Origin of the sequence: Pseudomonas sp. 22526 (assembly GCF_052044735.1) — a bacterium.
In the GTDB taxonomy this organism is placed as follows: domain Bacteria; phylum Pseudomonadota; class Gammaproteobacteria; order Pseudomonadales; family Pseudomonadaceae; genus Aquipseudomonas; species Aquipseudomonas piscium.
In genome coordinates this window covers 338,771-361,055 of sequence record NZ_JBQENK010000003.1, presented here as the reverse complement: position 1 = coordinate 361,055, position 22,285 = coordinate 338,771, and the positions used below count along the sequence as shown (strand labels likewise).

Annotated in this window: 27 protein-coding genes; 12 read left to right on the top strand and 15 right to left on the bottom strand. The window is 61.5% G+C overall.

The window, feature by feature from the left end; genetic code table 11:
* Positions 1–57: 57 nt before the first annotated feature.
* Together ACTJKT_RS06530 and ACTJKT_RS06525 are read right to left on the bottom strand one after the other, a co-directional pair.
* Positions 58–1,269 (bottom strand): winged helix-turn-helix domain-containing protein, encoded by a 1,212-nt coding sequence (locus ACTJKT_RS06530; RefSeq protein ID WP_440786542.1) that lies wholly within the window; start codon positions 1,267–1,269, stop codon positions 58–60.
* 64 nt (positions 1,270–1,333) lie between these two features.
* Positions 1,334–1,555 carry a DUF1127 domain-containing protein gene (locus ACTJKT_RS06525; protein ID WP_025805485.1) on the bottom strand — a complete coding sequence of 74 codons (222 nt, stop codon included), beginning with the start codon at positions 1,553–1,555 and terminating at the stop codon, positions 1,334–1,336.
* A gap of 97 nt (positions 1,556–1,652) precedes the next feature.
* Here ACTJKT_RS06525 and ACTJKT_RS06520 point away from each other — a divergent pair, with 97 nt between their 5' ends.
* Positions 1,653–2,507 carry a LysR substrate-binding domain-containing protein gene (locus tag ACTJKT_RS06520; protein WP_440786596.1) on the top strand — a complete coding sequence of 285 codons (855 nt, stop codon included), beginning with the start codon at positions 1,653–1,655 and terminating at the stop codon, positions 2,505–2,507.
* Here the strand turns inward: ACTJKT_RS06520 and ACTJKT_RS06515 are convergent.
* A complete protein-coding gene (locus ACTJKT_RS06515; protein WP_025805487.1) occupies positions 2,497–3,246 on the bottom strand; it encodes a sulfite exporter TauE/SafE family protein in 750 nt (249 codons plus the stop codon). The genes ACTJKT_RS06520 and ACTJKT_RS06515 overlap by 11 nt on opposite strands.
* 108 nt (positions 3,247–3,354) lie before the next feature.
* Here ACTJKT_RS06515 and ACTJKT_RS06510 point away from each other — a divergent pair, with 108 nt between their 5' ends.
* From ACTJKT_RS06510 to ACTJKT_RS06495, 4 genes are all read left to right on the top strand, one after another.
* Positions 3,355–4,305, top strand: a complete 951-nt coding sequence (locus ACTJKT_RS06510) for a LysR family transcriptional regulator (protein WP_016704328.1) — start codon at positions 3,355–3,357, stop codon at positions 4,303–4,305.
* A gap of 75 nt (positions 4,306–4,380) precedes the next feature.
* Positions 4,381–4,842, top strand: a complete 462-nt coding sequence (locus ACTJKT_RS06505; protein WP_025805489.1) for a MarR family winged helix-turn-helix transcriptional regulator — start codon at positions 4,381–4,383, stop codon at positions 4,840–4,842.
* 280 nt (positions 4,843–5,122) lie between these two features.
* Positions 5,123–5,542, top strand: a complete 420-nt coding sequence (locus ACTJKT_RS06500; protein WP_009044954.1) for an organic hydroperoxide resistance protein — start codon at positions 5,123–5,125, stop codon at positions 5,540–5,542.
* A 41-nt stretch (positions 5,543–5,583) separates the two neighbouring features.
* Positions 5,584–6,597 carry an alpha/beta hydrolase gene (locus tag ACTJKT_RS06495; protein ID WP_440786540.1) on the top strand — a complete coding sequence of 338 codons (1,014 nt, stop codon included), beginning with the start codon at positions 5,584–5,586 and terminating at the stop codon, positions 6,595–6,597.
* A gap of 79 nt (positions 6,598–6,676) precedes the next feature.
* Here the strand turns inward: ACTJKT_RS06495 and ACTJKT_RS06490 are convergent, their stop codons facing one another.
* Both ACTJKT_RS06490 and earP read right to left on the bottom strand, forming a co-directional pair.
* Complete coding sequence (locus tag ACTJKT_RS06490; RefSeq protein ID WP_023966275.1) at positions 6,677–7,249, bottom strand: elongation factor P; 573 nt, start codon at positions 7,247–7,249, stop codon at positions 6,677–6,679.
* Between the two features lie 48 nt (positions 7,250–7,297).
* Complete coding sequence (gene earP, locus ACTJKT_RS06485; RefSeq protein WP_440786539.1) at positions 7,298–8,431, bottom strand: elongation factor P maturation arginine rhamnosyltransferase EarP; 1,134 nt, start codon at positions 8,429–8,431, stop codon at positions 7,298–7,300.
* Between the two features lie 122 nt (positions 8,432–8,553).
* Between earP and ACTJKT_RS06480 the strand changes: the two genes are divergently transcribed.
* Positions 8,554–8,949, top strand: a complete 396-nt coding sequence (locus tag ACTJKT_RS06480; protein ID WP_440786538.1) for a hypothetical protein — start codon at positions 8,554–8,556, stop codon at positions 8,947–8,949.
* Between the two features lie 2 nt (positions 8,950–8,951).
* On the top strand, positions 8,952–9,434 hold the full coding sequence (locus tag ACTJKT_RS06475) for a GreA/GreB family elongation factor (protein ID WP_169914517.1): 483 nt from the start codon (positions 8,952–8,954) through the stop codon (positions 9,432–9,434).
* A 7-nt stretch (positions 9,435–9,441) separates the two neighbouring features.
* On the opposite strand, the gene cysB is transcribed toward ACTJKT_RS06475, so the two are convergent.
* The 5 genes from cysB to ACTJKT_RS06450 form a co-directional block, all read right to left on the bottom strand.
* Positions 9,442–10,416, bottom strand: a complete 975-nt coding sequence (cysB, locus tag ACTJKT_RS06470; protein ID WP_007931387.1) for an HTH-type transcriptional regulator CysB — start codon at positions 10,414–10,416, stop codon at positions 9,442–9,444.
* A gap of 112 nt (positions 10,417–10,528) precedes the next feature.
* Positions 10,529–11,029, bottom strand: a complete 501-nt coding sequence (locus ACTJKT_RS06465; RefSeq protein ID WP_009050130.1) for a universal stress protein — start codon at positions 11,027–11,029, stop codon at positions 10,529–10,531.
* A gap of 93 nt (positions 11,030–11,122) precedes the next feature.
* Entirely contained in the window at positions 11,123–12,028 is a 906-nt protein-coding gene (locus ACTJKT_RS06460; RefSeq protein WP_007931385.1) for a 5'-nucleotidase, read from the bottom strand.
* Positions 12,029–12,051: 23 nt separating this feature from the next.
* Positions 12,052–13,008 (bottom strand): putative 2-dehydropantoate 2-reductase, encoded by a 957-nt coding sequence (locus ACTJKT_RS06455; RefSeq protein WP_440786537.1) that lies wholly within the window; start codon positions 13,006–13,008, stop codon positions 12,052–12,054.
* On the bottom strand, positions 13,008–13,394 hold the full coding sequence (locus ACTJKT_RS06450; protein ID WP_440786536.1) for a thioredoxin family protein: 387 nt from the start codon (positions 13,392–13,394) through the stop codon (positions 13,008–13,010). Before ACTJKT_RS06450 ends, ACTJKT_RS06455 begins: the two co-directional genes overlap by 1 nt.
* On the opposite strand from ACTJKT_RS06450, the gene ACTJKT_RS06445 reads away from it, so the two are divergent.
* Together ACTJKT_RS06445 and ACTJKT_RS06440 are read left to right on the top strand one after the other, a co-directional pair.
* Entirely contained in the window at positions 13,393–13,836 is a 444-nt protein-coding gene (locus ACTJKT_RS06445; protein ID WP_025805497.1) for a PilZ domain-containing protein, read from the top strand. The genes ACTJKT_RS06450 and ACTJKT_RS06445 overlap by 2 nt on opposite strands.
* A gap of 131 nt (positions 13,837–13,967) precedes the next feature.
* The gene (locus ACTJKT_RS06440) at positions 13,968–15,044 is read left to right on the top strand and encodes a 3-deoxy-7-phosphoheptulonate synthase (RefSeq protein ID WP_025805498.1); all 1,077 of its coding nucleotides are present in this window, start codon (positions 13,968–13,970) and stop codon (positions 15,042–15,044) included.
* Positions 15,045–15,105: 61 nt separating this feature from the next.
* On the opposite strand, the gene ACTJKT_RS06435 is transcribed toward ACTJKT_RS06440, so the two are convergent.
* The gene (locus ACTJKT_RS06435) at positions 15,106–15,387 is read right to left on the bottom strand and encodes a GNAT family N-acetyltransferase (protein WP_007931380.1); all 282 of its coding nucleotides are present in this window, start codon (positions 15,385–15,387) and stop codon (positions 15,106–15,108) included.
* Positions 15,388–16,063: 676 nt separating this feature from the next.
* Between ACTJKT_RS06435 and oprI the strand changes: the two genes are divergently transcribed.
* Entirely contained in the window at positions 16,064–16,315 is a 252-nt protein-coding gene (gene oprI / locus ACTJKT_RS06430; RefSeq protein ID WP_003448337.1) for an outer membrane lipoprotei OprI, read from the top strand.
* 126 nt (positions 16,316–16,441) lie between these two features.
* Here the strand turns inward: oprI and ACTJKT_RS06425 are convergent, their stop codons facing one another.
* The 3 genes from ACTJKT_RS06425 to ACTJKT_RS06415 form a co-directional block, all read right to left on the bottom strand.
* The gene (locus ACTJKT_RS06425) at positions 16,442–17,410 is read right to left on the bottom strand and encodes a L,D-transpeptidase family protein (RefSeq protein WP_009044964.1); all 969 of its coding nucleotides are present in this window, start codon (positions 17,408–17,410) and stop codon (positions 16,442–16,444) included.
* A gap of 117 nt (positions 17,411–17,527) precedes the next feature.
* Positions 17,528–17,821, bottom strand: coding sequence for a hypothetical protein (locus ACTJKT_RS06420; protein WP_007931378.1), 294 nt, complete (start codon positions 17,819–17,821; stop codon positions 17,528–17,530).
* A gap of 56 nt (positions 17,822–17,877) precedes the next feature.
* On the bottom strand, positions 17,878–18,483 hold the full coding sequence (locus tag ACTJKT_RS06415; protein WP_025805500.1) for an arylesterase: 606 nt from the start codon (positions 18,481–18,483) through the stop codon (positions 17,878–17,880).
* A gap of 10 nt (positions 18,484–18,493) precedes the next feature.
* Between ACTJKT_RS06415 and ACTJKT_RS06410 the strand changes: the two genes are divergently transcribed.
* Together ACTJKT_RS06410 and ACTJKT_RS06405 are read left to right on the top strand one after the other, a co-directional pair.
* Entirely contained in the window at positions 18,494–19,177 is a 684-nt protein-coding gene (locus ACTJKT_RS06410; RefSeq protein ID WP_053280317.1) for an ABC transporter ATP-binding protein, read from the top strand.
* Positions 19,177–21,681 (top strand): ABC transporter permease, encoded by a 2,505-nt coding sequence (locus ACTJKT_RS06405; protein WP_440786535.1) that lies wholly within the window; start codon positions 19,177–19,179, stop codon positions 21,679–21,681. Before ACTJKT_RS06410 ends, ACTJKT_RS06405 begins: the two co-directional genes overlap by 1 nt.
* A 13-nt stretch (positions 21,682–21,694) precedes the next feature.
* Here the strand turns inward: ACTJKT_RS06405 and greB are convergent, their stop codons facing one another.
* On the bottom strand, positions 21,695–22,168 hold the full coding sequence (gene greB, locus ACTJKT_RS06400; protein ID WP_440786595.1) for a transcription elongation factor GreB: 474 nt from the start codon (positions 22,166–22,168) through the stop codon (positions 21,695–21,697).
* Between the last annotated feature and the right edge of the window lie 117 nt (positions 22,169–22,285).

Below are 22,285 nucleotides of genomic sequence, written 5' to 3'. Positions count from 1 at the left end.
CTATCGCGAGCAANAGGCGGCGTACTTTATGTAGGAGCGAGCTTGCTCGCGATAGGCTCAAAGAAAGCCACGCAAGCGCTGGGCACTGGCCCTCGGGCAATTGAGCTGGACGTCGGCCAGCCCCAACCAATTGGCCATATCCCGCAAGCTGCTCGCCAGCGCCTGCATCCCCTGCTCGTCCAGCCCCTGCTCTTCCTCATGCACGGCATGCACCGCCAGGCGCCCTTGCGCCCTTTCTGCCCGCAGGTCGACCCGCGCGGCGATCCGTTCGTGGTGCAGAAACGGCAACACGTAATAGCCATACACCCGCTTGTGCTGCGGTGTGTAGATCTCCAGGCGATAGCGGAAATCGAACAGGCGCTCGGTGCGGCTGCGCTCCCAGATCAGCGAGTCGAAGGGGGAAAGCAAGGCGCTGGCCGGCACGCTGCGCGGCACCTTCACCTCTGGCAGGCAATAGGCCGCTTGCTTCCAGCCTTCCACCTCGCAGGCCAGCAGCTCGCCACCCTCTAGCAACTCCGCCAGGCGCGCCCGGCTGTCTGCCAGCTCCAGGCGAAAGTAGTCGCGCAGATCTTTCTCGGTGGCCACGCCCAGGGCGCTGGCGGCGTGCAGCAGCAAACCGCGCTGGGCGTCGGCCTCGCTGAGCGGCGAATGCTCCAGGATGCTCGAAGGAATCACCCGCTCCGGCAAGTCGTACAAGCGCTCGAACCCACGCCGGCCGGCGACCGTCACCTCACCGACGGCGAACAGCCATTCCAGCGCATGCTTCTCCGCGCTCCAGTCCCACCAGGGACCGGCGCGCTCCTCGCGGGTCGACAGGCTGCCCGCGCCGAGGGCGCCCTGCTCCTCGACCGCGGCCAGCACCCGGCGGATAGTCGCCTGCTGCTCCTGGCCGAAACGCGCCAACTGCTGGTAGATCCCCTGCCCCTGGCTGGCCCGCTGCATGCGCCAGCGCATCAGCGGGTACAGCGACAGCGGCAGCAACGAAGCTTCGTGCCCCCAGTATTCGAACAGCGTGCGTTGTCGCCCCTGGCTCCAGGCGGCCTGGTCCAGCAGTTGCGCGGGATAATCGCCAAGGCGGGAAAACAGCGGCAGGTAGTGCGAGCGCACCAGGGCGTTGACCGAATCGATCTGCAGGATGCCCAGGCGCGTGATCAGGCGATTGACCTGAGCCGGCCTGATCGTCGCAGGCAGCGGCCGCCCGGAAAAACCTTGGGCGGCCAACGCCAGACGCCGAGCCTGCTTGAGGGAAAAGGACAGTTCTGCGGGCATGGCAATCTCCTTGTCTACCCGCAAACTACCTCAGTGGGAAGTGGCTTGTGTAGCGCTTTGACGCTCATTTGTGCATCGGATCGTCCCAGAATGGCCGCACGGTCTCCCGTTCCACATCCGCGCGACTGAGGCCGATATCCTTCAGCGCCTCGTCACTCATGCCGGCCAGCATGATCCGTTCACGGCGCAGCTCATGCCAGCGGACAATCCTCTGCAGCAGGTGCCGCACGGAAACGCCATGCCATGCAAACCTGTGAGCCAGTACAAAACCTTTTTGACCTTTCATCGTCTTGCCCTCCAGTGGGGATGGCTCAAGTCTCCACCCAGGACTAAGATCAATCCAACGAATGTTTCTTATGCAATACATCTCGGAGTTTGATGAATTGTCCAGTTACCCAAGCATTGATACCGAGGTCCTGCGCACCTTCGTCGCCATCGCCGATCAGGGCGGTTTCACCAAGGCCGGGGAACAGGTCAATCGCACCCAGTCCGCGGTGAGCATGCAGATGAAGCGGCTCGAGGAAGATGTGCTGCAGCGCCAGCTGTTCCAGCGTGAGGGCCGGCAAGTGCGCCTGACCGCCGAGGGCCAGGTGCTGCTGGGTTACGCGCGGCGCATCCTGAAACTGCACAGCGAGGTGTTCAACACCCTGCGCGAACCGCACATGGTCGGTACCGTGCGCATCGGTACGCCGGACGATTACGTAATGCGCTTTCTACCGGGGATCCTGTCGCGCTTTGCCCAGGCCTATCCCTTGATCCAGATCGAGGTGCATTGCGAGTCGTCCAAGCAACTGCTGCTGCGCCAGGACCTGGACCTGTCCATCGTCACCCGCGAGCCGGGCAGCGAAATCGGCCAGTTGCTGCGCAAGGAGCGTTTCGTCTGGGCCGAGGCTCAGGGTTTCTGCCCTCACGAACAGACGCCGCTGCCCCTGGCGATGTTCAACAGCGATTGCTTCTGCAGGCAGTGGGCGTGCAATGCGCTGGACGCCGCCGGGCGCGACTATCGCATCGCCTATAACAGCTCCAGCCTGGCCGCCCTGATGGCCGTGGTCAGCGCCGGCCTGGCGATCACCGCGCAACTGGAAAGTCTGATCACCCCGGACCTGCGCATCCTGGGCGCCGCCGAAGACCTGCCCCTGTTGCCCGAAGCCAGCATCATGCTGGTGCGCAATCTCAACACGCCCTCGCCCATCACCGAATGCCTGGCCGAGCACATAGTCGAAGGCTTCAAACCTTAAAGGCGAGCATCACCGCGCAGACCACCAGGAAGCCGCAGAACAGCCCGCGCAGCATCCGCTCGGGCAGCGCGTGGGCGATTTTCACCCCCCAACTGATGCTCAGCAGGCCACCCGCCGCCAGCGGCAGGCCGATCATCCAGTCTACTTCCTGATGCACCCCGTAGGTGACCAGAGTCACGCCGGTGCTGGGTAGGGCCAGGGCCAGCGACAACCCTTGGGCGACCACCTGGGTGGTGCCGAACACGCTGGTCAGCACCGGCGTGGCAACCACCGCGCCACCGACCCCGAACAGCCCGCCCATGGCCCCGGAAGCCGCCCCCAGCACACCGAGCCACGGCCAGGGATAACGCATCTGCGCCGAAGCCGGGGCATTGGCCAGGAACATGCGCAACAGGTTGTAGGCGGACAAGGCCACCAGGAACGCGACGAAACCGATCCGCATGACCTGGGCATCGATGCCCACCGCCCAGATCGAACCGAGCCAGGCAAAACAGAAACCCATCAGGGCCAAGGGCAGCGCATGCCGCGCCTCGATCCGGTTGCGCTGGTGATAACGCCATAGCGCCAGCATCACGTTGGGGACCACCATCACCAACGCCGTGCCCTGGGCGATCTGCTGGTCCAGCCCGAACAGCACGCCCAGCACCGGAATCGCAATCAGGCCGCCGCCAATCCCGAACAAACCGCCCACCGTGCCCAGCGCCGCGCCCAACACCACATACATCGCTAAATCGATCACCGCCGCTCTCCTCACCTCAGGCCTTGCATGCTACGCAGTCGGCTCTGGTGCGGAAACGCACAGCAACGCACAATGGCTTTGCCAATTTCGCACAGGCAAATGCCCGCCATGAACCCCAACGCCCTCACCGACCAGCTCGGTCTGTTCCTCGATGTCCTGGAAGCCGGGAGTTTTTCCGCCGCTGCGCGCCGGCATCCCTTGACCCCTTCGGCGGTGGCCCGGCGTATCGACAGCCTGGAAAACGCGGTCGGCAGCAAGCTGTTCATGCGCACCACCCACGCGGTGGTGGCCACCGCGGCTGGCCAGGCCTTCGCCGAACGCGCCCGGCGCATCGTCGCCGAACTGCAACTGGCCCGGGCGGAAGCCGTGTCCTTGAGCCACGCGCCGGAAGGCCTGATCCGCATCGATGCTCCTGCGGCGTTCGGCCGACGACACCTGGCACCGGCGATCGCCGATTTCCTGATGCTCTATCCGGGGCTGGATGTGCAGTTGCACCTGATCGACAGCTTCGTCGACATGCAGGGTTCGCACCTGGGCAAGGTCGACCTGGTACTGCGCGCCGGGCAAAGGGTCGATACCCGCATGGTGGCGACGTCACTGGCGAGCATCGTGCGCATCGCCTGCGCCAGCCCGGCCTACCTCAAGCTTCGCGGCACCCCGGTCCATCCCGCCGAGCTGAGCCAGCACGACGGCCTGGACTGGGACGGCCTGGCCCCATTGTTCGCCTGGCGCTTCGAACTGGACGGCCAGTTGCAGACCCACCGCCCCCAACGCATCCGCCTGAGCGCCAACAATGCCGAGGCCCTGTTGTCCGGCGCCCTGGCCGGGCTGGGCATCGCCCACCTGCCGACCTGGCTGGCCAGCGAATACCTGTTGCGCGGTGAACTGTTGCCGCTGTTCTGCGAAACCGGCCTGCCCAAACCGGAAAGCGCCGGCATCTATGCCTTGCGCCTGGAACAGCACACCAACGCCCGCAGCCGTCTGTTGCTGGAATACCTGAAGACCCGCTTCAGCCCGATTCCGCCCTGGGATCTGGCCCTGCAGAGCGCCATGGGTTGAAAGCCCGCGAAAATTATCTGGCGCATTAAAGATTCGCCCGCTAGATTCAGGGCGAGTATCGATCAAGGCCCGACCATGAACACCAAAGGCTCCACCCCGGAAAAATGCGACGATCTGCTGCTGGACAACCAGCTGTGCTTCGCCCTGCACTCGACTTCGCTGCTGATGACCAAAGTCTACAAACCGCTGTTGCAGGAGCTGGGCCTGACCTATCCCCAGTACCTGGCCATGATGGTGCTCTGGGAGCAGGACGGCCTGACCGTCGGCGAGATCAGCAGCCGGCTGCTGACCGATCCCGGCTCATTGACGCCTTTGCTCAAGCGCCTGGAGGCCGAGGGACTGCTGAGCCGTACCCGCAGCCGCGAAGACGAACGGGTGGTGATCATCGAACTGACCGAGCAAGGCCGAGCCCTGCATGGCCGGGCGCGCGGCGTTCCCCAATGCATCCTCGGCGCCAGCGGCCTGACCCTGGAGCAACTGCGCAAACTGCAGGCCGACCTGCTGAACCTGCGCGGCCATCTGCAAGACAGCCTTTAACGGCCTCTCGCGAGCAGGCCCTGCCCCTCCTGCAGGAGCGCTTGCTCGCGATCCCTCCTGTTTCGACGCCGCCAACAGCGTGCCAACGAAAAAATTTTCTCGATAGAAATATTATTTAAATCATTCGCTTAGCCAAAAAATCTGGGCTGTCGGCAAGCATTTTCAAATTTTTCCCCAAAAATTATCTTGCGCACAAAATATTTGAGCGATACATTTATTTCGCACTTACTTAGCGCGCAAATATTTAGCGCAAAACTTCGAAACCCAAGAGGCTCACACCATGCAAACTCTCTATACCGCAGTCGCAACCGCAACCGGTGGCCGTGATGGTCGCGCCGTCTCCAGCGACAACATCCTCGACGTCAAACTCTCCACCCCCAAAGAACTCGGTGGTGCCGGCGGCCAGGCCACCAACCCTGAACAACTCTTCGCCGCCGGCTACTCCGCCTGCTTTATCGGCGCCCTGAAATTCGTCGCCAGCCAGAGCAAACGCAAGATCCCGGACAACGCCTCGATCACCGCCCATGTCGGCATCGGCCAGATTCCTGGCGGCTTCGGCCTGGACATCGACCTGCATATCAGCCTGCCGGGTCTTGAACAGAGCGATGCGCAGTCCCTGGTCGAAGCGGCTCACCAGGTCTGCCCTTACTCCAACGCCACCCGCGGCAACGTCGACGTACGTCTGCACGTGACTGTCTAACCCTGCCGCGCACCAGCGCCCGCACCGCCCAGGAGACGAACATGAACACTTTCAGCAAGGTCTTGACCGGTAACCTTCTCGCCCTGTCCATCAACACGGCCTTCGCCGAAGGCGGGGTCGAACACAACACCCAGGCGTTCCTCGACGCCTTGAACGCCGGCAGCGGCAAGCCGATGGAACAGATGACGGCGAAAGAGGCCCGGGCCGTGCTGGTCGGCGCCCAGGCCGGGATCAAGCTGACACTGCCCAAGGCGGATGTCAGCCAGAAGACCATCAAGGTCGACGGCCAGGACATCAGCCTGACTATCGTCAGGCCGGCCGGGGTGAAAGGCACGTTGCCGGTGTTCATGTTTTTCCACGGCGGCGGCTGGGTGCTGGGAGATTTCCCGACCCACGAGCGGCTGGTTCGGGATCTGGTGGTGGGCTCCGGGGCGGCGGCGGTGTTCGTCAATTACACGCCGTCTCCGGAAGCTCATTACCCGGTGGCGATCAATCAGGCTTACGCGGCGACCCGATGGGTGGCCGAGCATGGCCAGGAAATCAACGTCGACGGCAAGCGCCTGGCGGTTGCCGGCAACAGCGTCGGCGGCAACATGGCGGCCGTGGTCAGCCTGATGGCCAAGGACAAGGGCACGCCGGCGATCCGCTTCCAGCTGCTGCTGTGGCCGGTGACCGACGCGAATTTCGAGACGGCGTCGTATAACCAGTATGCCGAGGGGCACTTCCTCAGCAAAAACATGATGAAGTGGTTCTGGGACAACTACACCACCGACGCCCGGCAGCGTAACGAGATCTATGCCTCACCGTTGCGCGCCACCAGCGCCCAGCTCAAGGGCCTGCCTCCCGCGCTGATCCAGACGGCCGGTGCCGATGTGCTGCGCGACGAAGGCGAAGCCTATGCCCGCAAGCTGGACGAAGCCGGCGTGACCGTGACCTCGGTGCGCTACAACGGGATGATCCACGACTACGGTCTGCTCAACGTGGTCAGCCAGGTACCCGCGGTGCGCTCGGCCCTGCTGCAAGCCAGCGAAGAGCTCAAGCAACATCTGAAGTAAGGCTGTCACTGATCTTCGGCCACAAAAAAGCCCGACTCGATGGTCGGGCTTTTTTGTACGCGAGAGTTCAAGCAGAAGCTTAAACCTTGGCGCGGCCTTTGTAGGAGCCGCCGTCGCGAGTGTCGATCTCGATCCAGTCGCCGATTTCAACGAAATCTGCAACGCTCAGCTCGGTACCGTTTTTCAGTTTGGCAGGCTTCATCACCTTGCCCGAAGTGTCGCCGCGAGCGGAACCTTCGGTGTAGTCAACCTGGCGCACGATGGTGGTCGGCAGGTCAACGGAAACCAGACGGTCTTCGAAGAACACGGCTTCGCAAACGTCGGTCATGCCTTCTTCGATGAACGGCAGAACGGCTTCGATGTCTTCAGCGTTCAGCTCGTACATGGTGTAGTCGGTGGTGTCCATGAACGTGTAGGTGTCGCCGCTGATGAACGACAGGGTCGCTTCTTTGCGATCCAGGATCACGTCGTCCAGTTTGTCGTCCGCACCGTAAACGGTTTCGGTCTTGTAACCGGTCAGCAGGTTCTTCAGCTTGGTCTTCATGATCGCGCTGTTACGACCGGACTTGGTGAATTCAGCTTTCTGAACCAGCCAAGGATCGTTGTCGATACGGATCACGGTACCGGGTTTGAGTTCTTTACCAGTTTTCATTGCGAATATCCGAATTTGGATGGGATTTACAAAAATCTAGGCCGCGTATCATATCCAATTTAGGTAAAACTGCACCAGCGCCGCAGCAAGATCGGGCTGCGAGCCCTGTTCCAGACACCAGTTTTCGGCGTGAACGGTCACTTCCGGCCAGTGTTCCAGCAGTTTTTTCCAGCCTTGCGCCATCTCGCCCCCGGCATTCCAGGCCCGCCACAGGTCGATCAGCGCCGCCTTGGCCTCTGGCGACAACCCCTGTGTATAAAGCTCGAGAAAGGCGTCGAGCTTGTCCAGGTGGATGTCTTCGTCCTGTTGATAAATGTGCCAGAGCATCGGCCGGCCGGCCCACTGCGCGCGCACGAACGAGTCCTCGCCGCGTACCGCGTTGAAATCGCAGGACCACAGGAGCTGGTCGTATTCCTCCTGTCGGACGAATGGCAACACCTGCACCGTCAAAGCCCCACGGACCTGCACCGCCCCCGCCGCCAGCGCCTCGCCCCCCAGCCAGTTTTGCACGTCACCGAGGATCCGCCCTTCGGGGACCAGCAGATGGGTAGCCCGCGAGTCGGCAGCCAGCGCTTCCAGCCAACTGGCCAGGCCGACGTTCTCATAGGCGAACAACGACATCAGGCGTGCGTCGGGTGCGGCAAATACGCCCAGCCCTTCAAGGAAACCTTGCCGGGCCAGCGGATCCTGCTGAAACGCCTTGCGCCGCTCCAACAACCCCGCCTCGCGCAGCAAGCCACCGGTGCCGGCTTGAAAGCCAGGGAAAAAGAAGTACTTCTGCACCCCCTTGAACTTCACCGAGGGCAGGCCGTGGCAGCCGGTCACCCAGGCCTCGGCGCTGAGGTAATCGAGGTTCAACCACAAGGGCGTGCGCTCACGCTCGGCCATCGCCTCCATGTAAGCCGGTGGCAACTGGCAGGCAAAGGCCGCGATCACCACATCGGCAGCCGCCACCGGCGACCACTCGGCCGGCCAGTGGCGCACATCGACGCCTTCCTGCCATTGCTGAGGCAAGGCGACATCGATCGGCGGACACAAACGCTCGAAGGCCCGCAGGTCATCCACCCACAGCCGCACCGCGCACTGATGCTCGGCCACCAGTTGCCGGGCCAGCCGCCAGGTCACGCCGATATCGCCGTAGTTGTCGACGACGCTGCAGAAAATATCCCAGGAGGCTTTCATTCCGGGCTCCGTTTGGCAAAAGCGCCGATTGTCCGCATAAATCGCTACAGACAGAAGAGCCAACGCCGATAATCTTCGTGCGACAATCACGGCTTGCCGACACCGCCTGCCAGGAGGCTGCCATGCCCTATCGCCCGACACCCCGTCGATCATTACGTATCAGCGTAAACGCACTTCAGCTCAGCGGCAGTATTGCCCTGGGATTGTGGCTGGGTTTTCTGGCAATCGCCCTGACCTGCTGGCTGGCCTGGCGGTTTGTATTCGACCAGCAATTGGCGCCCGTCGCCCAGGCCGTGCAACAGCTGGCGAAACCACCCAGCGCGGAGTCGGCCGCATCCAACCGCATGTTCGAGCAATACCAGGAAAACCTGCGCAAGAACGAACAGCAGCAGGCCCTGGATAATGCGCGCAGCAATCTGCGCAACCAGTCCAACCCGAAATGCCAGTTCTGGTTGCAACAAGACCAGACGGCGCCGAGCGAAAAGAGCCGGGCCAACGTCCTGCAATTCTGCGATTGATCATGAACAAGCATACGGTCCACCAACTGATTCTCGACAAGCTCCGCGGCGATCTGGATATCGCCCAGCGTGCGGCGCAGACCGCCTATGAGGCAGCGACCCACGAAGAGAACATTGCCGAAAACAAATACGACACCCTGGGGCTCGAGGCGTCCTATCTCGCCGCCGGCCAGGCCAGGCGCGTCGAGGAAATCAGGCAGGCCCTGGCGCTCTGCCAGAACCTGACCCTGCGCCCGTACGACGAACAGGTCGGCATTCAGGTCGGTGCACTGTTGGGGCTCGAGGACGAAAACGGCCACGAACAATGGCTGTTCCTGGCACCGGATGGGGCGGGACTGAAGGTCGAGGTGGTGGGGCAACCGGTGACCGTCATCACCCCTCGTTCACCGCTGGGCAAAGGCCTGCTGGGCAAGTTCGAGGGGGATGAGCTGGAGATCGTCGTCGCGGGCGCTCGGCAACAGTTCGCTGTCACCGAGGTCAAGTAAACCCGACTTAGTGGACAGGCAGTTCGACGCCGTCGAACAGCTCTTCGAGTTCCTGCTTGTTGTGGCACTGAATGGCCTTGGCCATCACTTCGCGCGTCAGGTGCGGCGCGAACTTCTCGATGAAGTCGCACATGAAGCCACGCAGGAAAGTGCCGCGACGGAAACCGATCTTGGTGATGCTCGACTCGAACAGTTCGCTGGCATCCAGTACCACCAGGTCACTGTCGAGCTTGGTATCGACCGCCATCTTGGCAACGATGCCCACACCCAGGCCCAGGCGCACGTAAGTCTTGATCACGTCGGCGTCGGCGGCGGTGAATACCACCTTCGGCGTCAGGCCGCGATGGCTGAAGGCTTCGTCGAGCTTGGAACGGCCGGTGAAACCGAACACGTAAGTCACGATCGGGTATTCGGCGAGGGTTTCCAGGGTCAGCTTCGGCAGCTTGGTCAGCGGGTGGCCCTGTGGTACTACCACGCAACGGTTCCAGCGGTAGCACGGCATCATCACCAGATCGCCGAACAGCTCCAGCGCTTCGGTGGCGATGGCGAAGTCGACGGTGCCATCGGCGGCCATTTCAGCGATCTGCATCGGCGAACCCTGATGCATGTGCAGCGCCACATCCGGGTACTGCTTGATGAAGCTGCTGATCACCGGCGGCAAGGCATAACGAGCCTGGGTATGGGTGGTGGCGATCGACAGGGTGCCCTTCTTCTCGTTGGAGAATTCCTGGGCGATCTGCTTGATGCTTTCGACCTTGCGCAGGATCTCGCCAGCGGTGGTGATGATACGTTCGCCAGCCGGGGTGACCCGGGTCAGGTGCTTGCCGCTGCGAGCGAATACCTCGACCCCCAGCTCGTCCTCGAGCAGGCGGATCTGCTTGCTGATACCCGGTTGCGACGTATAAAGGCTTTGGGCTGTAGCGGAGACGTTGAGGTCGTGGTGCGCCACTTCCCAGATGTAGCGCAATTGTTGAAGCTTCATATGAATCCCTCAAAGCAGGTAGACGCCACGGGCATCAGCGACGGTATATAACTATATTAATGGTTCGAAGAATAAATCTAGAACTTTTATTAAGAAAATTCCAATAACTGAGTCAGATATCTCCGAACCGCCGACGCTGCACCAAGGGCACCAGATAAACTGGAACCTTGGCCAGTTGCAGAACCCTGGCGGCTGTCCTGCCCAATGGAGTTTCACCGCCCGCCCCATGGCTGTGACTTCCTACGATCAACAAATCCACGGAGAGTTTCGACGCCTGTTCGAGAATGACTTGCGAGGGATCCCCCTGAAAGACCCTGACCGACTGAATCAGCGCGAGATCCTGCATGCCCTCCCCCAACTCTTCGCGAAAGCTGTCGAGCACCCGTTGTTCGATATTCGCCATCACCGTGCTCAGGCCCTGACTGTGAAACTCATTCAGGGCCTGCTCGTCGAGATAACTCTGCAACACCGATTCGGCAAACAGCCCCATGGGCTCCACCGCATGAACCACGTGCAAGTCGGCATTGAATGTTCGAGCCAGCTCCAGGGCATGTTGCATCACGTAGGGTGCATACAGACCGAGGTCAGTGGCATACAGCATCGAACGAATCATATGACCTCCTCGACTGCCAATATGGCGGAGATTGATTCAGCTTAGCAGTGCCAAGGCGACTACGACGTCCCGCGCAAGCCCGTGAACATTGAGCTAAACCTTGGTTTCGTTGCTGATGCCATGGGGTACATGGCCGGTGGCGACCACTTCGCGAGCCAGTTCGCAATGGCCCGCCTGATCGTCGAAGAACACATCGGCGGCGAAGGCTTCGAGAAAGGCAGCCTTCTCCAGGCCGCCCAGGAACAACGATTCGTCGAGGCGGATATCCCATTCGCGCAGGGTGCGGATCACCCGCTCATGGGCCGGTGCCGAACGTGCCGTCACCAGGGCGGTGCGGATCGGACAACCATCGTCGGGGAACTCGCGCTGCAACAGGTTGAGCGCGGCCAGGAAGCCTTTGAACGGCCCGCCACGCAACGGCTCGCGGGCGGACTCGCGCTCCTTGGCCTGGAAGGCTTCCAGGCCACCGAGCTGATAGACCCGCTCCGACTCATCGGAAAACAGCACGGCGTCGCCGTCGAAAGCGATCCGCAATTCGGCGCTGGCAGCGCGCCGGGCGCCACCGGAAAGAATGGTCGCCGCGGCAAACCCGGCGTCCAGTGCGCTGCGCACATCTTCGGCGTGGGTGGAAAGAAACAGGTCGCAGCCAAAGGCCGCGAGGTAGGGATAAGGGCTGCGCCCACCGACAAACGCGGCCCGGGAAATATCCAGGCCGTAATGCTGGATCGAGTTGAAGACCCGCAGGCCCGTATCGGCACTGTTACGCGAAACCAGAACCACCTCGACCCGCGCACGGCCGAGGCTGGCATTGAGGCTCAAGAGTTTTTTCACCAGGGGGAAAGCATCGCCCGGTTCGAGGGATTCCTCCTCGTGATCGATCTGATACTTGCGATAGGCCTCGACCCCCTCGGCCAGATAGACCTTGTGGCTTTCACTGAGGTCGAACAGGGCCCGCGACGAAATCGCCACCACCAGTTTACCGCCCAAGCCCTTTGCCATATCGCATCCCCCCGATGCTGCGATCAACCGTTATGCCGGTCGATGAAACTCAACGCCTGATACAAGGCTTCCATTTTCGGCAACTCGCATCCCGCCGCTCTGGCCGCAGCCAGTGGCGCGGCGTAGATGGCCGACAACTCCAGCGCACGCTTGTGCCGGTAGTCGTGGTACATGCTCGGCCAATAGTCCGGCATGTTTTCGGTCACCTTGAACAAGTGCTCAGCATAGCCGTCCGGCATGCTGTGACCACAGGCCAGGGCGCCTTGCACCACTTCACGCATCAACGCCTGAATCAGCTCGCGGCTGTCGGCATCGGCCATCAGCGGCGTGGTGCTGGCGTTGAGCAATACCGACAAACCGTTATACGGCACGTTCCACACCAGTTTCTGCCAGCGCGCCTGCTGCAGGTTGGCCATGGCCTGGGAGCCGATACCGGCCTTGCGGAACAGCGCGGCGCCCTCTTCCACTATTGCCTGGCGCTGCGACTCGTCCTGCGCTGCCGGGCCACTGTGGTAACCCAGGTTCACCGCGCCCAAGGCCTGATGCTCGATCACCCCGGGCCCGGCACGGTGCACGCAGATAAAACACAGGCCACCCAACAGATGCACCGAGTCGGGAAGCAGGTCGCGCAAGCCGTCTTCCACACCTAGGCCATTCTGCAGCAACAGCACCTTGGCGCCGGGAGCCGCCGCGCGAAGGATCGCCGGAGCCAGCTCGGCGTTGCTGGTGGTCTTGGCCCCCACCAGCAGCCAATCGCAGGGCGGCATGTCTTCGGCACTGGCATAGGCCTGGACCGGGTTCAGGCTCAGCTCACCATGCACCGCGCTATGCAGTTGCAAACCATGCTCGGTGACCGCGGCGAATTCACTGCGCAGCAGGAAATGCACATCCAGGCCGGCTCGCGCCAGCAACATCCCGTAGAAACCACCTATCGCTCCGGTACCGATAATGCCGATTCGCGGCGTGTGGACTGCTTCCATCAAGGCAACTCCTCTGGAATTCGGTTCAGCGCCTGGGCCAGACGCTCGCTGAGCTCGCCGGGTGTCAGGCGCGACTGTAAGGCCCCATAAAACTCACCGTCGCGCACCACGAACAGTGCCGGCAAGTGAAACACCTGATAACGCTCGACCGCGCCGCCATTGTTCCCCGCATCGACCCAGCACAAGCGCTCGATCGGCAGATCGAAGCCGGGCAACTGCTGCCGGGCCCAACGACAGCTGGCACAGCCGACGCTGGTGAATATCAGCAGCGAAATACCGCTCATCGCCAACAGCCGCTGATCGATATCGAAATCAGTCAGCTCCAATTCGACCACTATACTGGGGGAAACAATGTCACATAGCTGACACTCGGAGTCCGCGTTCATGGGACGTTTCATTCCTCATCCTGACGATGTTCCGGTTGAGCTGACCTTACGCACGCACGCATGCATTTCGCGTCAACGGTTGCACACTATCAGCCTCGGTGGCATGGCTTGCAATTATCACCGTGCCTGGCGCTGCGGCACTGCCCTGGAAGTACGGATCCCCACGCTCGGTGAAAATGCCCGCTACAACGGCTATGTGGCCTGGTGCCTGCGACGCAAGCGCGGCTATCTGGTGGGGATCGCCTTCATCGACGAACAAACCCTGTTCCGTGCCCGGATGAGCGAGCAGGTATGCCAGATCGCCCACTACTGCCACCTGCATGAGCCCCAGGCCGAGCAGCGACAGATCGAAGCCCTGGCCCAGCAATGGGTCGAACAGCACGCCGCCGAGTTCTCCCACGACCGGGTTCACCAGGCTTTTATGCAGCCAGCGCTGGATTAAACCCGCCTCTGCCCATTGTCGAGCCCCGGTGTAACGCGCTAAGGTTCGGCTCCCCGACGCGCTTAAATCCGCTGTGCACCGCCGCGCGGGGATCGCTGGCGGCCGGCACCCGTGACCTGACGAGTAACACGATGGCTGATTTACCGATCAACGACCTTAACGTCGCCTCCAACGAAACCCTGATCACTCCCGACCAGCTCAAGCGTGACATCCCGCTGAGCGACGTCGCCCTGCGCACCGTAACCAAGGGTCGCGAAGTGATCCGCAATATTCTCGACGGCACCGACCACCGCCTGTTCGTCGTCATCGGCCCTTGCTCGATCCACGACATCAAGGCTGCCCACGAGTATGCCGAGCGCCTGAAAGTCCTGGCCGCCGAAGTCTCCGACACCCTTTATCTGGTGATGCGCGTGTACTTCGAGAAACCGCGGACCACCGTTGGCTGGAAAGGCCTGATCAACGACCCGTACCTGGACGACTCGTTCAAGATCCAGGACGGTCTGCACATCGGTCGCCAGCTGCTGCTGGACCTGGCCGAGATGGGCCTGCCAACCGCCACCGAAGCGCTGGACCCGATCTCCCCGCAATACCTGCAGGACCTGATCAGCTGGTCGGCGATTGGCGCACGTACCACCGAATCCCAGACCCACCGTGAGATGGCTTCCGGCCTGTCCTCGGCGGTAGGTTTCAAGAACGGCACCGACGGCGGCCTGACCGTTGCCATCAACGCCCTGCAATCGGTTTCCAGCCCTCACCGCTTCCTCGGCATCAACCAGGAAGGCGGCGTATCCATCGTCACCACCAAGGGCAATGCCTACGGTCACGTGGTTCTGCGCGGCGGCAATGGCAAGCCGAACTATGATTCGGTCAGCGTCGCCCTCTGCGAGCAGGCGTTGAACAAAGCGAAGATCAAGCCGAACATCATGGTCGACTGCAGCCACGCCAACTCCAACAAGGACCCGGCCTTGCAGCCGCTGGTGATGGAGAACGTGGCCAACCAGATTCTCGAAGGCAACCAGTCGATCATCGGTCTGATGGTCGAAAGCCACCTGAACTGGGGCTGCCAGGCGATTCCCAAGGACCTGGCCGAACTGCAATACGGCGTGTCGATCACCGATGCCTGCATCGACTGGGAAAGCACCGAGAAAACCTTGCGCAGCATGCACGCCAAGCTCAAGGACGTCCTGCCAAAACGGGTTCGCACCTGATCCCATATCGCGGACACAAAAACGCCGGGCCAAGCCCGGCGTTTTTTTTTGGTGTACCCGCTCAGAGTTTCGCGGCGTGGCGCTGATGGCGCTCCATGTAGCGCTCCACGTATGAGCACGACGGAATCACCGTGTAGCCCATGCGGTCAGCATATTCCAACGCCTGCTCGGTCAGTGCCGCGGCAATACCACGGCCGCGCAGCGCGTTAGGCACGAACGTCCGATAAATATCCAGGGTCTGCTTACCCAGGTCCATATAGGTCAGGTAGGCACGATGACCGTCCACATTGGTCTCGAATTGATGACCAGCCTGGTCATGGTGGATGGACAACGCCTCGCTCATCACTACTCCTCGCGGGTCTTGAATTCTGACCCCTACCTTACCGATGTTTTTCCGGCGAAGGAACAACTACGCCACCCCGTGCCTGTCAGGACACCGAGGAGAGCTTGCCGCTCTCGCATGACCGAGCACGTTTCAAATAGTAGGCACCATTGGCACCAATGCTCAAGGGACGCTTGTGTTCAAGCTACTGGCATCAGGCCAGTTTAGTGTCGATGCTTCCCCCCGGACCTGTTCCCGGATACATGCAAAGCGCTCGATCAAACCACCTGATGATCAACAACCTGAACATCGCCGGATGTTGAGATTTAAGACGAGCCCACCCATTTAAAGTCACCTCAACATGGACAAAGATGCGTGAGGCGCCCCACAGATTCTGAACAAAAGTGTAGACGAATCGATATAGATAGACTTTAGCCTACACTCCGCGGACGCCGTGCAAAGGGACTCTGCGGCAGATGCGGTTAACAAGCGCAGCCTCCCAACAGGGTGACAAGGTTGCGTATTTTTTATACAGATCAATAAAAAGTTGCTCGAAAAAGATTCAACGCCTAGAATTTTTTTTGCTTCTTGCGCTACGTCAGTTTACTTACTACAAGTAATGGGTAGTATGTACGCCGGCCATTTCATCACTCGGATGAGATAGCTACTTAATAGAAAGTCCTTGAAGGGGAACACGATGAACAACGTTCTGAAATTCTCTGCTCTGGCTCTGGCCGCAGTTCTGGCTACCGGTTGCAGCAGCGTATCCAAAGAAACCGAAGCTCGTCTGACTGCAACTGAAGACGCAGCAGCTCGTGCCCAGGCTCGTGCAGACGAAGCCTACCGTAAAGCTGATGAAGCTCTGGCTGCTGCTCAAAAAGCACAACAGACTGCTGACGAAGCTAACGAGCGCGCTCTGCGTATGCTGGAAAAAGCTAGCCGCAAGTAATAATCCCTCGGGATTGTTATCGAGCCGACCCATTTATTGGGTCGGCTTTTTTATTGCCCTGGTTTTCTTGCGGCAATAAAAAACCCGTCGACACCCTGAAGCGTCGACGGGTTGCTGTTCCAGCCGTTACTGCTGCATATCGATAGGCACCGCCGATACCACGGGTGCATTGGTCGGTATGGCAATCTCTACTGGCAAACCGTCTTCGGCCGCCACCACGTCGCGCACTACATCCCAATTCATCCGCAGGTTATTGGCCAGGTCTTCACGCTTGAGCAAAGCGTTGATCACCGCGGTGTGTTTGTCCACGACCGACGGATTGCCCTTGTCATCCAGTGGCGTGTGGGCCTCCAGGTAGACTTTGCCAGCGCTGATACCGAACTTGTACGGATCGTTGAGGATGCGCACCGATGTCCCCACCGGCACCATGCTCGCCATTTCCAGGACGTTGTTGTTGAACATCCGGAAGCAGCCATGGCTGGTACGCATGCCGATACCGAACTTCTTGTTCGAACCGTGGATCAGGTAACCCGGCGTGCCCAGGGTGAACTTGAATGGCCCCAAGGGGTTGTCCGGCCCTGCCGGCACCACGTTTGGCAGCGGGTCACCGTCGGCGGCGTGCTCGGCCTTGATCGAGGCAGGCGGAGTCCAGGTCGGGTTCGGAGTCTTGGCGACAATGCTGGTATGGGCGATCGGCGATCCCCAACCTTCCCTGCCGATACCCAGGGGGAAGGTGTACACCACGTTCCGCCCTTTCGGGTAGTAGTACAGGCGATATTCGGCCAGGTTGATCACGATGCCTTCACGCGGTCCCGGCGGCAGGATGAAGCGCGTCGGCAACACCACTTCGGTGCCCGCGCCCGGCAACCAGGGATCGACTCCCGGGTTGGCCGCGACCATCTCGTAATAGCCCAGGTCGTAGGTCGTGCCCAGGTCGGCAAAGGTGTCTTCGTACTTGGCCTTGATCACCTGTACCTGACCGACGATATCTTCGCCCGGTGGAGGTAGAGGCAGTTCCAATGCGGCAACGGGGCCGGCCACACAGAAGGCGGCAAGCGTCAGGCAACGGGTGACGACAGGAAAGCGCGGCAACATCCGGAAAATCCTTCGCATGATCAACGAGTAAAAAAAGTGATTGTACACCCGCCCCCGTGGCTGCGGGAGCGACAGCTGCATCAGCGCAAGAAGGGAGCCGGGCGAGAACTTGCTGCCTTACAGCTCGAAACGCAACTCTGGCCAGATCGGTGGCGTGCCGCGCTTTTGCGATTCGAGGATCGCCCGGCACAACGGACACAGGCGCTGGTCCTGGAAAATCGTCCGGTCGACACTCGACCAGCGCGGTTGCGCGGGCAGCAAGGTGCCGCACAACGTGCGATCGGCAGAGCCGCCCAACTCCAGCTGACGCGTCACCAGATGCACCCGGACTTCCTGGCAGGCGAACAGGTCGAGCTGTTCGTCAGGCTCGATCAGTTGGTAGGCAAACAGGGACCAGGCGGGACGCGGCATCGGGGGCTCCAAATCGGGGGCGCCACATTAGCCGAAACACTGCCGGTAGAAAAGCGTCAAAGCAGCGGTTTTAGCGTCGGCCAGACATTTTCCAGCAACTTGCCCTGAGCAGCGACCGCGGGGTGGATGCCATCGGCCTGCATCAGCTCGGGATTACCGCCGACCCCTTCCAGAAAAAACGGCACCAGCGCTATGTTCTTTTCATTCGCGAGCTTGCTGTACACCTCGGCAAACGCCTGGGTGTAACGCACGCCGTAATTGGGGGGCAGCTGCATGCCAAGCAACAGCACCTTGGCACCGCTGGCCTTGGAGCTGTCGATCATCGAAGCAAGATTTTGTTGCAATTGCGTGGGCAACTGCCCGCGCAGGCCATCGTTGCCGCCCAACTCGAGAATCACCAGCTCCGGCTTGTGCTCTGCAAGCAGCGCCGGCAGCCGCGCCTGGCCACCTGCGCTGGTGTCGCCGCTGATGGAAGCATTGACCACCTTATCGTTGAAACCTTCACTCTTGAGCCGTTGCTCGAGCAATGCCACCCACCCCTGCCGGGTATCCAGGCCGAAAGCCGCGCTGATACTATCGCCAACGATCAGGACTGTACCCGCCGCTGCGTTCTGGGCCATGCACATCAAGGCCAGGCCAGCACTCAAAAACCACACACGCATCGGATTCTCCATGGGCGCAAGCATTCTCACTGCGCGGAACCTTAGCAAAGTGGTTCCCAGCGCGGAAGGTGAACTGACCATCCTGCACGAACTCAGCCTGGAACTGAACAAAGGCGACAGCCTGGCCATCGTCGGCAGTTCCGGCTCCGGAAAATCCACCCTGCTCGGCCTACTGGCCGGGCTCGACCTGCCCAGCAGCGGTGAGGTCACCCTGGCCGGTCGCAGCCTCGGCACATTGGACGAAGACCAGCGCGCCCGAATCCGCGCCGAGCATGTGGGTTTCGTCTTCCAGTCGTTCCAACTGCTCGACAGCCTCAATGCCCTGGAGAACGTCATGCTGCCCATGGAGCTGGACGGCCGCCGGGATGCCCGCGAACGCGCGACCGAACTGCTCCAGCGCGTCGGACTCGGGCAACGCCTGAGTCACTCGCCTCGCCAACTCTCCGGTGGCGAACAACAGCGGGTGGCCATCGCCCGCGCCTTCGCCGCCGAACCTGACGTGCTGTTCGCCGACGAGCCGACCGGCAACCTCGATAGCCATACCGGCGAGCGCATCAGCGACCTGCTGTTCGACCTGAACAAGGAAAGCGGTACGACGCTGGTGCTGGTTACTCACGATGAACGCCTGGCCCATCGTTGTCGGCGCCTGATCCGCCTTGAAGCTGGCCTGCTGGTCACCCCCCTGGAGCCTTGATGGCACGTCTGCCGCTGTTGCGCCTGTTCAGCCTTGCCGTTCGCCAACTTCTGCGCGACGCCCGCGCCGGAGAGCTGCGGGTATTGTTCTTCGCCCTGGTGGTGGCGGTAGCCGCCAGCACCGCCATCGGCTATTTCGGTGCGCGCCTCAATGGCGCGATGCTGTTGCGCGCCACGGAGTTTCTCGGCGCGGACCTGCTGCTTGAAAGCAGCTCTCCGGCAAGGCCCGAACAGATACAAAGCGGCCGGGAACTGGGCCTGCAACATGCGCAGGTGGTGGAGTTCTCCAGTGTGATCGCCACCGACAATGGCATCCAGCTTTCCAGTATCAAGGCCGCGGACGACGCCTACCCGCTGCGCGGCCAGCTGAAAAGCGCCCCGGCCCCATATGCAGCGGAAGAAATCGGCGGCGGTCCGCAACCAGGCGAAGCCTGGGTCGAAGCCCGATTGTTGACCGCGCTGGACCTGAAAATCGGCGACAGCATCGACGTCGGCATGAAAACCCTGCGCCTGAGCCGGGTACTGACTTACGAACCGGATCGCGCCGGCAACTTCTATAGCCTGACTCCCAGGGTGTTGATTAACCTGAGCGACCTGAACGCCACCGGCGTGGTGCAACCGGGCAGCCGGGTCAGTTACAAGGAGCTCTGGCGCGGTCCGGGAAGCGCCCTGGAAACCTATCGCCAACTGATCAAGCCAGGCCTTGCGGCCAACCAGCGCTTGCAGGATGCCCGAGATGGCAACCGCCAGATCGGCGGAGCCCTGGGCAAGGCCGAACGCTACTTGAACATGGCCAGTCTGGTGGCAGTACTGCTGGCAGGCGTGGCGGTTGCCCTGTCCGCTGCGCGTTTCGCCTCCCGCCGCTTCGACGCCAGCGCCCTGCTGCGCTGCCTGGGCCTGTCCCGCCGGGAAACCATGCTGCTGTTTACCCTGCAACTGGCCCTGCTCGGCATCCTGGCCAGCATCGTCGGCGCGTTGCTCGGCTGGCTCGCCCAGCTTGGGCTGTTTTACCTGCTGCATGACCTGCTGCCCACCGATGTGCCTCCCGGCGGATGGCTCCCCGCTGTCGCCGGTATTGGTACCGGCCTGGTGGCGCTTGGAGGTTTCGCCTTGCCGCCCCTGGCGGCGCTGGGGCGTGTCCCGCCGTTGCGGGTGCTGCGTCGTGACCTGCTGCCGATCCCCCCAAGCACCTGGATGGTCTATGGCGCCGCCTTGCTGGCCCTGGGCCTGATCATGTGGCGCCTGAGCCTGGATCTGCTGTTGACCTTCGCCTTGCTCGGCGGCGGCGTCATTGCCGCCCTGGTTCTGGGTGGCTTACTGCTGCTGGCTCTGCAGAGTCTGCGTCGTTTGCTGGCCAAGGCGTCGCTGCCATGGCGCCTGGGGTTGGGCCAGTTGCTGCGACATCCCCTGGCCGCTGCCGGGCAATCCCTAGCCTTCGGCTTGATCCTGCTGTCGATGGCCTTGATTGCGCTGTTGCGTGGAGAGCTGCTCGACACCTGGCAAAACCAGTTGCCCAAAAACGCGCCGAACTATTTCGCCCTGAATATCCTGCCCGCGGACAAACAGGCCTTCACCGACAAGCTGGTGGCGCTTTCCGCCCCTTCTGCGCCCCTGTATCCGGTAGTGCCAGGGCGACTGATCAGCATCAACGGCGAAGCGGTCCGGGAAATCGTCAGCAAGGACTCCAGTGGCGACCGCGCCGTGCAGCGGGATTTGAGCCTGACCTGGGCCGCGGATCTGCCAGCGGGCAACAAGATCACCAGCGGCTCGTGGTGGACGCAACAACCCGAAGGGGATTTGCCTGGCGTCTCGGTCGAGGCCCAGGTGGCCGAAAGTCTGAAACTCAAACTCGGCGACCAGATGACGTTCAGCGTCGGCGGGGTCAATCGCGAGGCCAGGGTGACCAGCCTGCGGGAAATCAACTGGGACAATTTCCAGCCCAACTTCTTCATGATCTTTCAGCCGGGCACGCTGCGGGATCTGCCCGCCACTTACCTGACCAGCTTCTATCTGGCTGCGGGTCACGACCAGCAGGTGGTCGAGCTGTCCAGGGCCTTCCCGGCAGTGACCATCCTGCAAGTGGAGGCCTTGCTCGAACAACTGCGCAGCATCCTGGCCCAGGTCACCCTGGCCGTGGAATACGTGCTGCTGTTTGTACTCGCTGCCGGCATGGCCGTGCTGTTTTCCGGCCTGCAGGCCACCCTGGACGAGCGTATTCGTCAGGGCGCCCTGCTACGAGCACTGGGGGCGGAACGACAATTACTGGTCAAGGCCCGGCGTATCGAGTTCGGGCTGCTGGGAGCCGTCAGCGGGCTGCTGGCCGCATTGGGATCGGAACTGGTGAGCCTGGTGATGTATCGGTTTGCCTTCGACCTGCCTTGGCATCCACATCCCTGGCTGCTGCTCCTGCCCGTTATCGGCGCCCTGCTGATCGGCGGTGCCGGTGTCTACGGAACGCGCCGGGCATTGAATGCCAGCCCGCTGACAGTACTGCGCGAGGGGTAAGCCCCTCGCCAGTTCATTTCACGTATTCGATCTGATTGATCCACCAGCACATGTCTCCACCGGGCGTCTGCACTATCGCCTCGTCGCCGACTTCCTTCTTCAAGAGCGCTCGGGCCATGGGCGAATCGATGGAGATGTAATCCTTCTGCCCGTATATCTCGTCATAACCGACGATACGGAAGCGCTTGGTGTCGCCCTCTTCATTCTCGATGTCGACCCAGGCGCCGAAGAACACCCGGCCCTCCTGTTCCGGCGAATAAGACACGACCTTCATGTCTTCGAGGCGCTTGCGCAAGTAGCGCACCCGGCGGTCAATTTCCCTCAGGAGCTTCTTGTTGTATTGATAATCCGCATTTTCACTCCTGTCCCCCAGGGAGGCCGCCCAAGTGACTTTCTGCGTCACATCCGGACGCTTCTCCCGCCACAGGTAATCCAGCTCATTTTTCAGAGCCTCGAAACCTTCCTGCGTAATGAGCTTGGTACTCAATTGGTTAACCCCCATGCATCGCCTTATGAGCAGTTCAGCATTATGGTTGAACCGAGACCTTGAGAACCAATGCCAGGCGAGATAAATCCACCTGCAGCACGCCTCCACACAAGGACG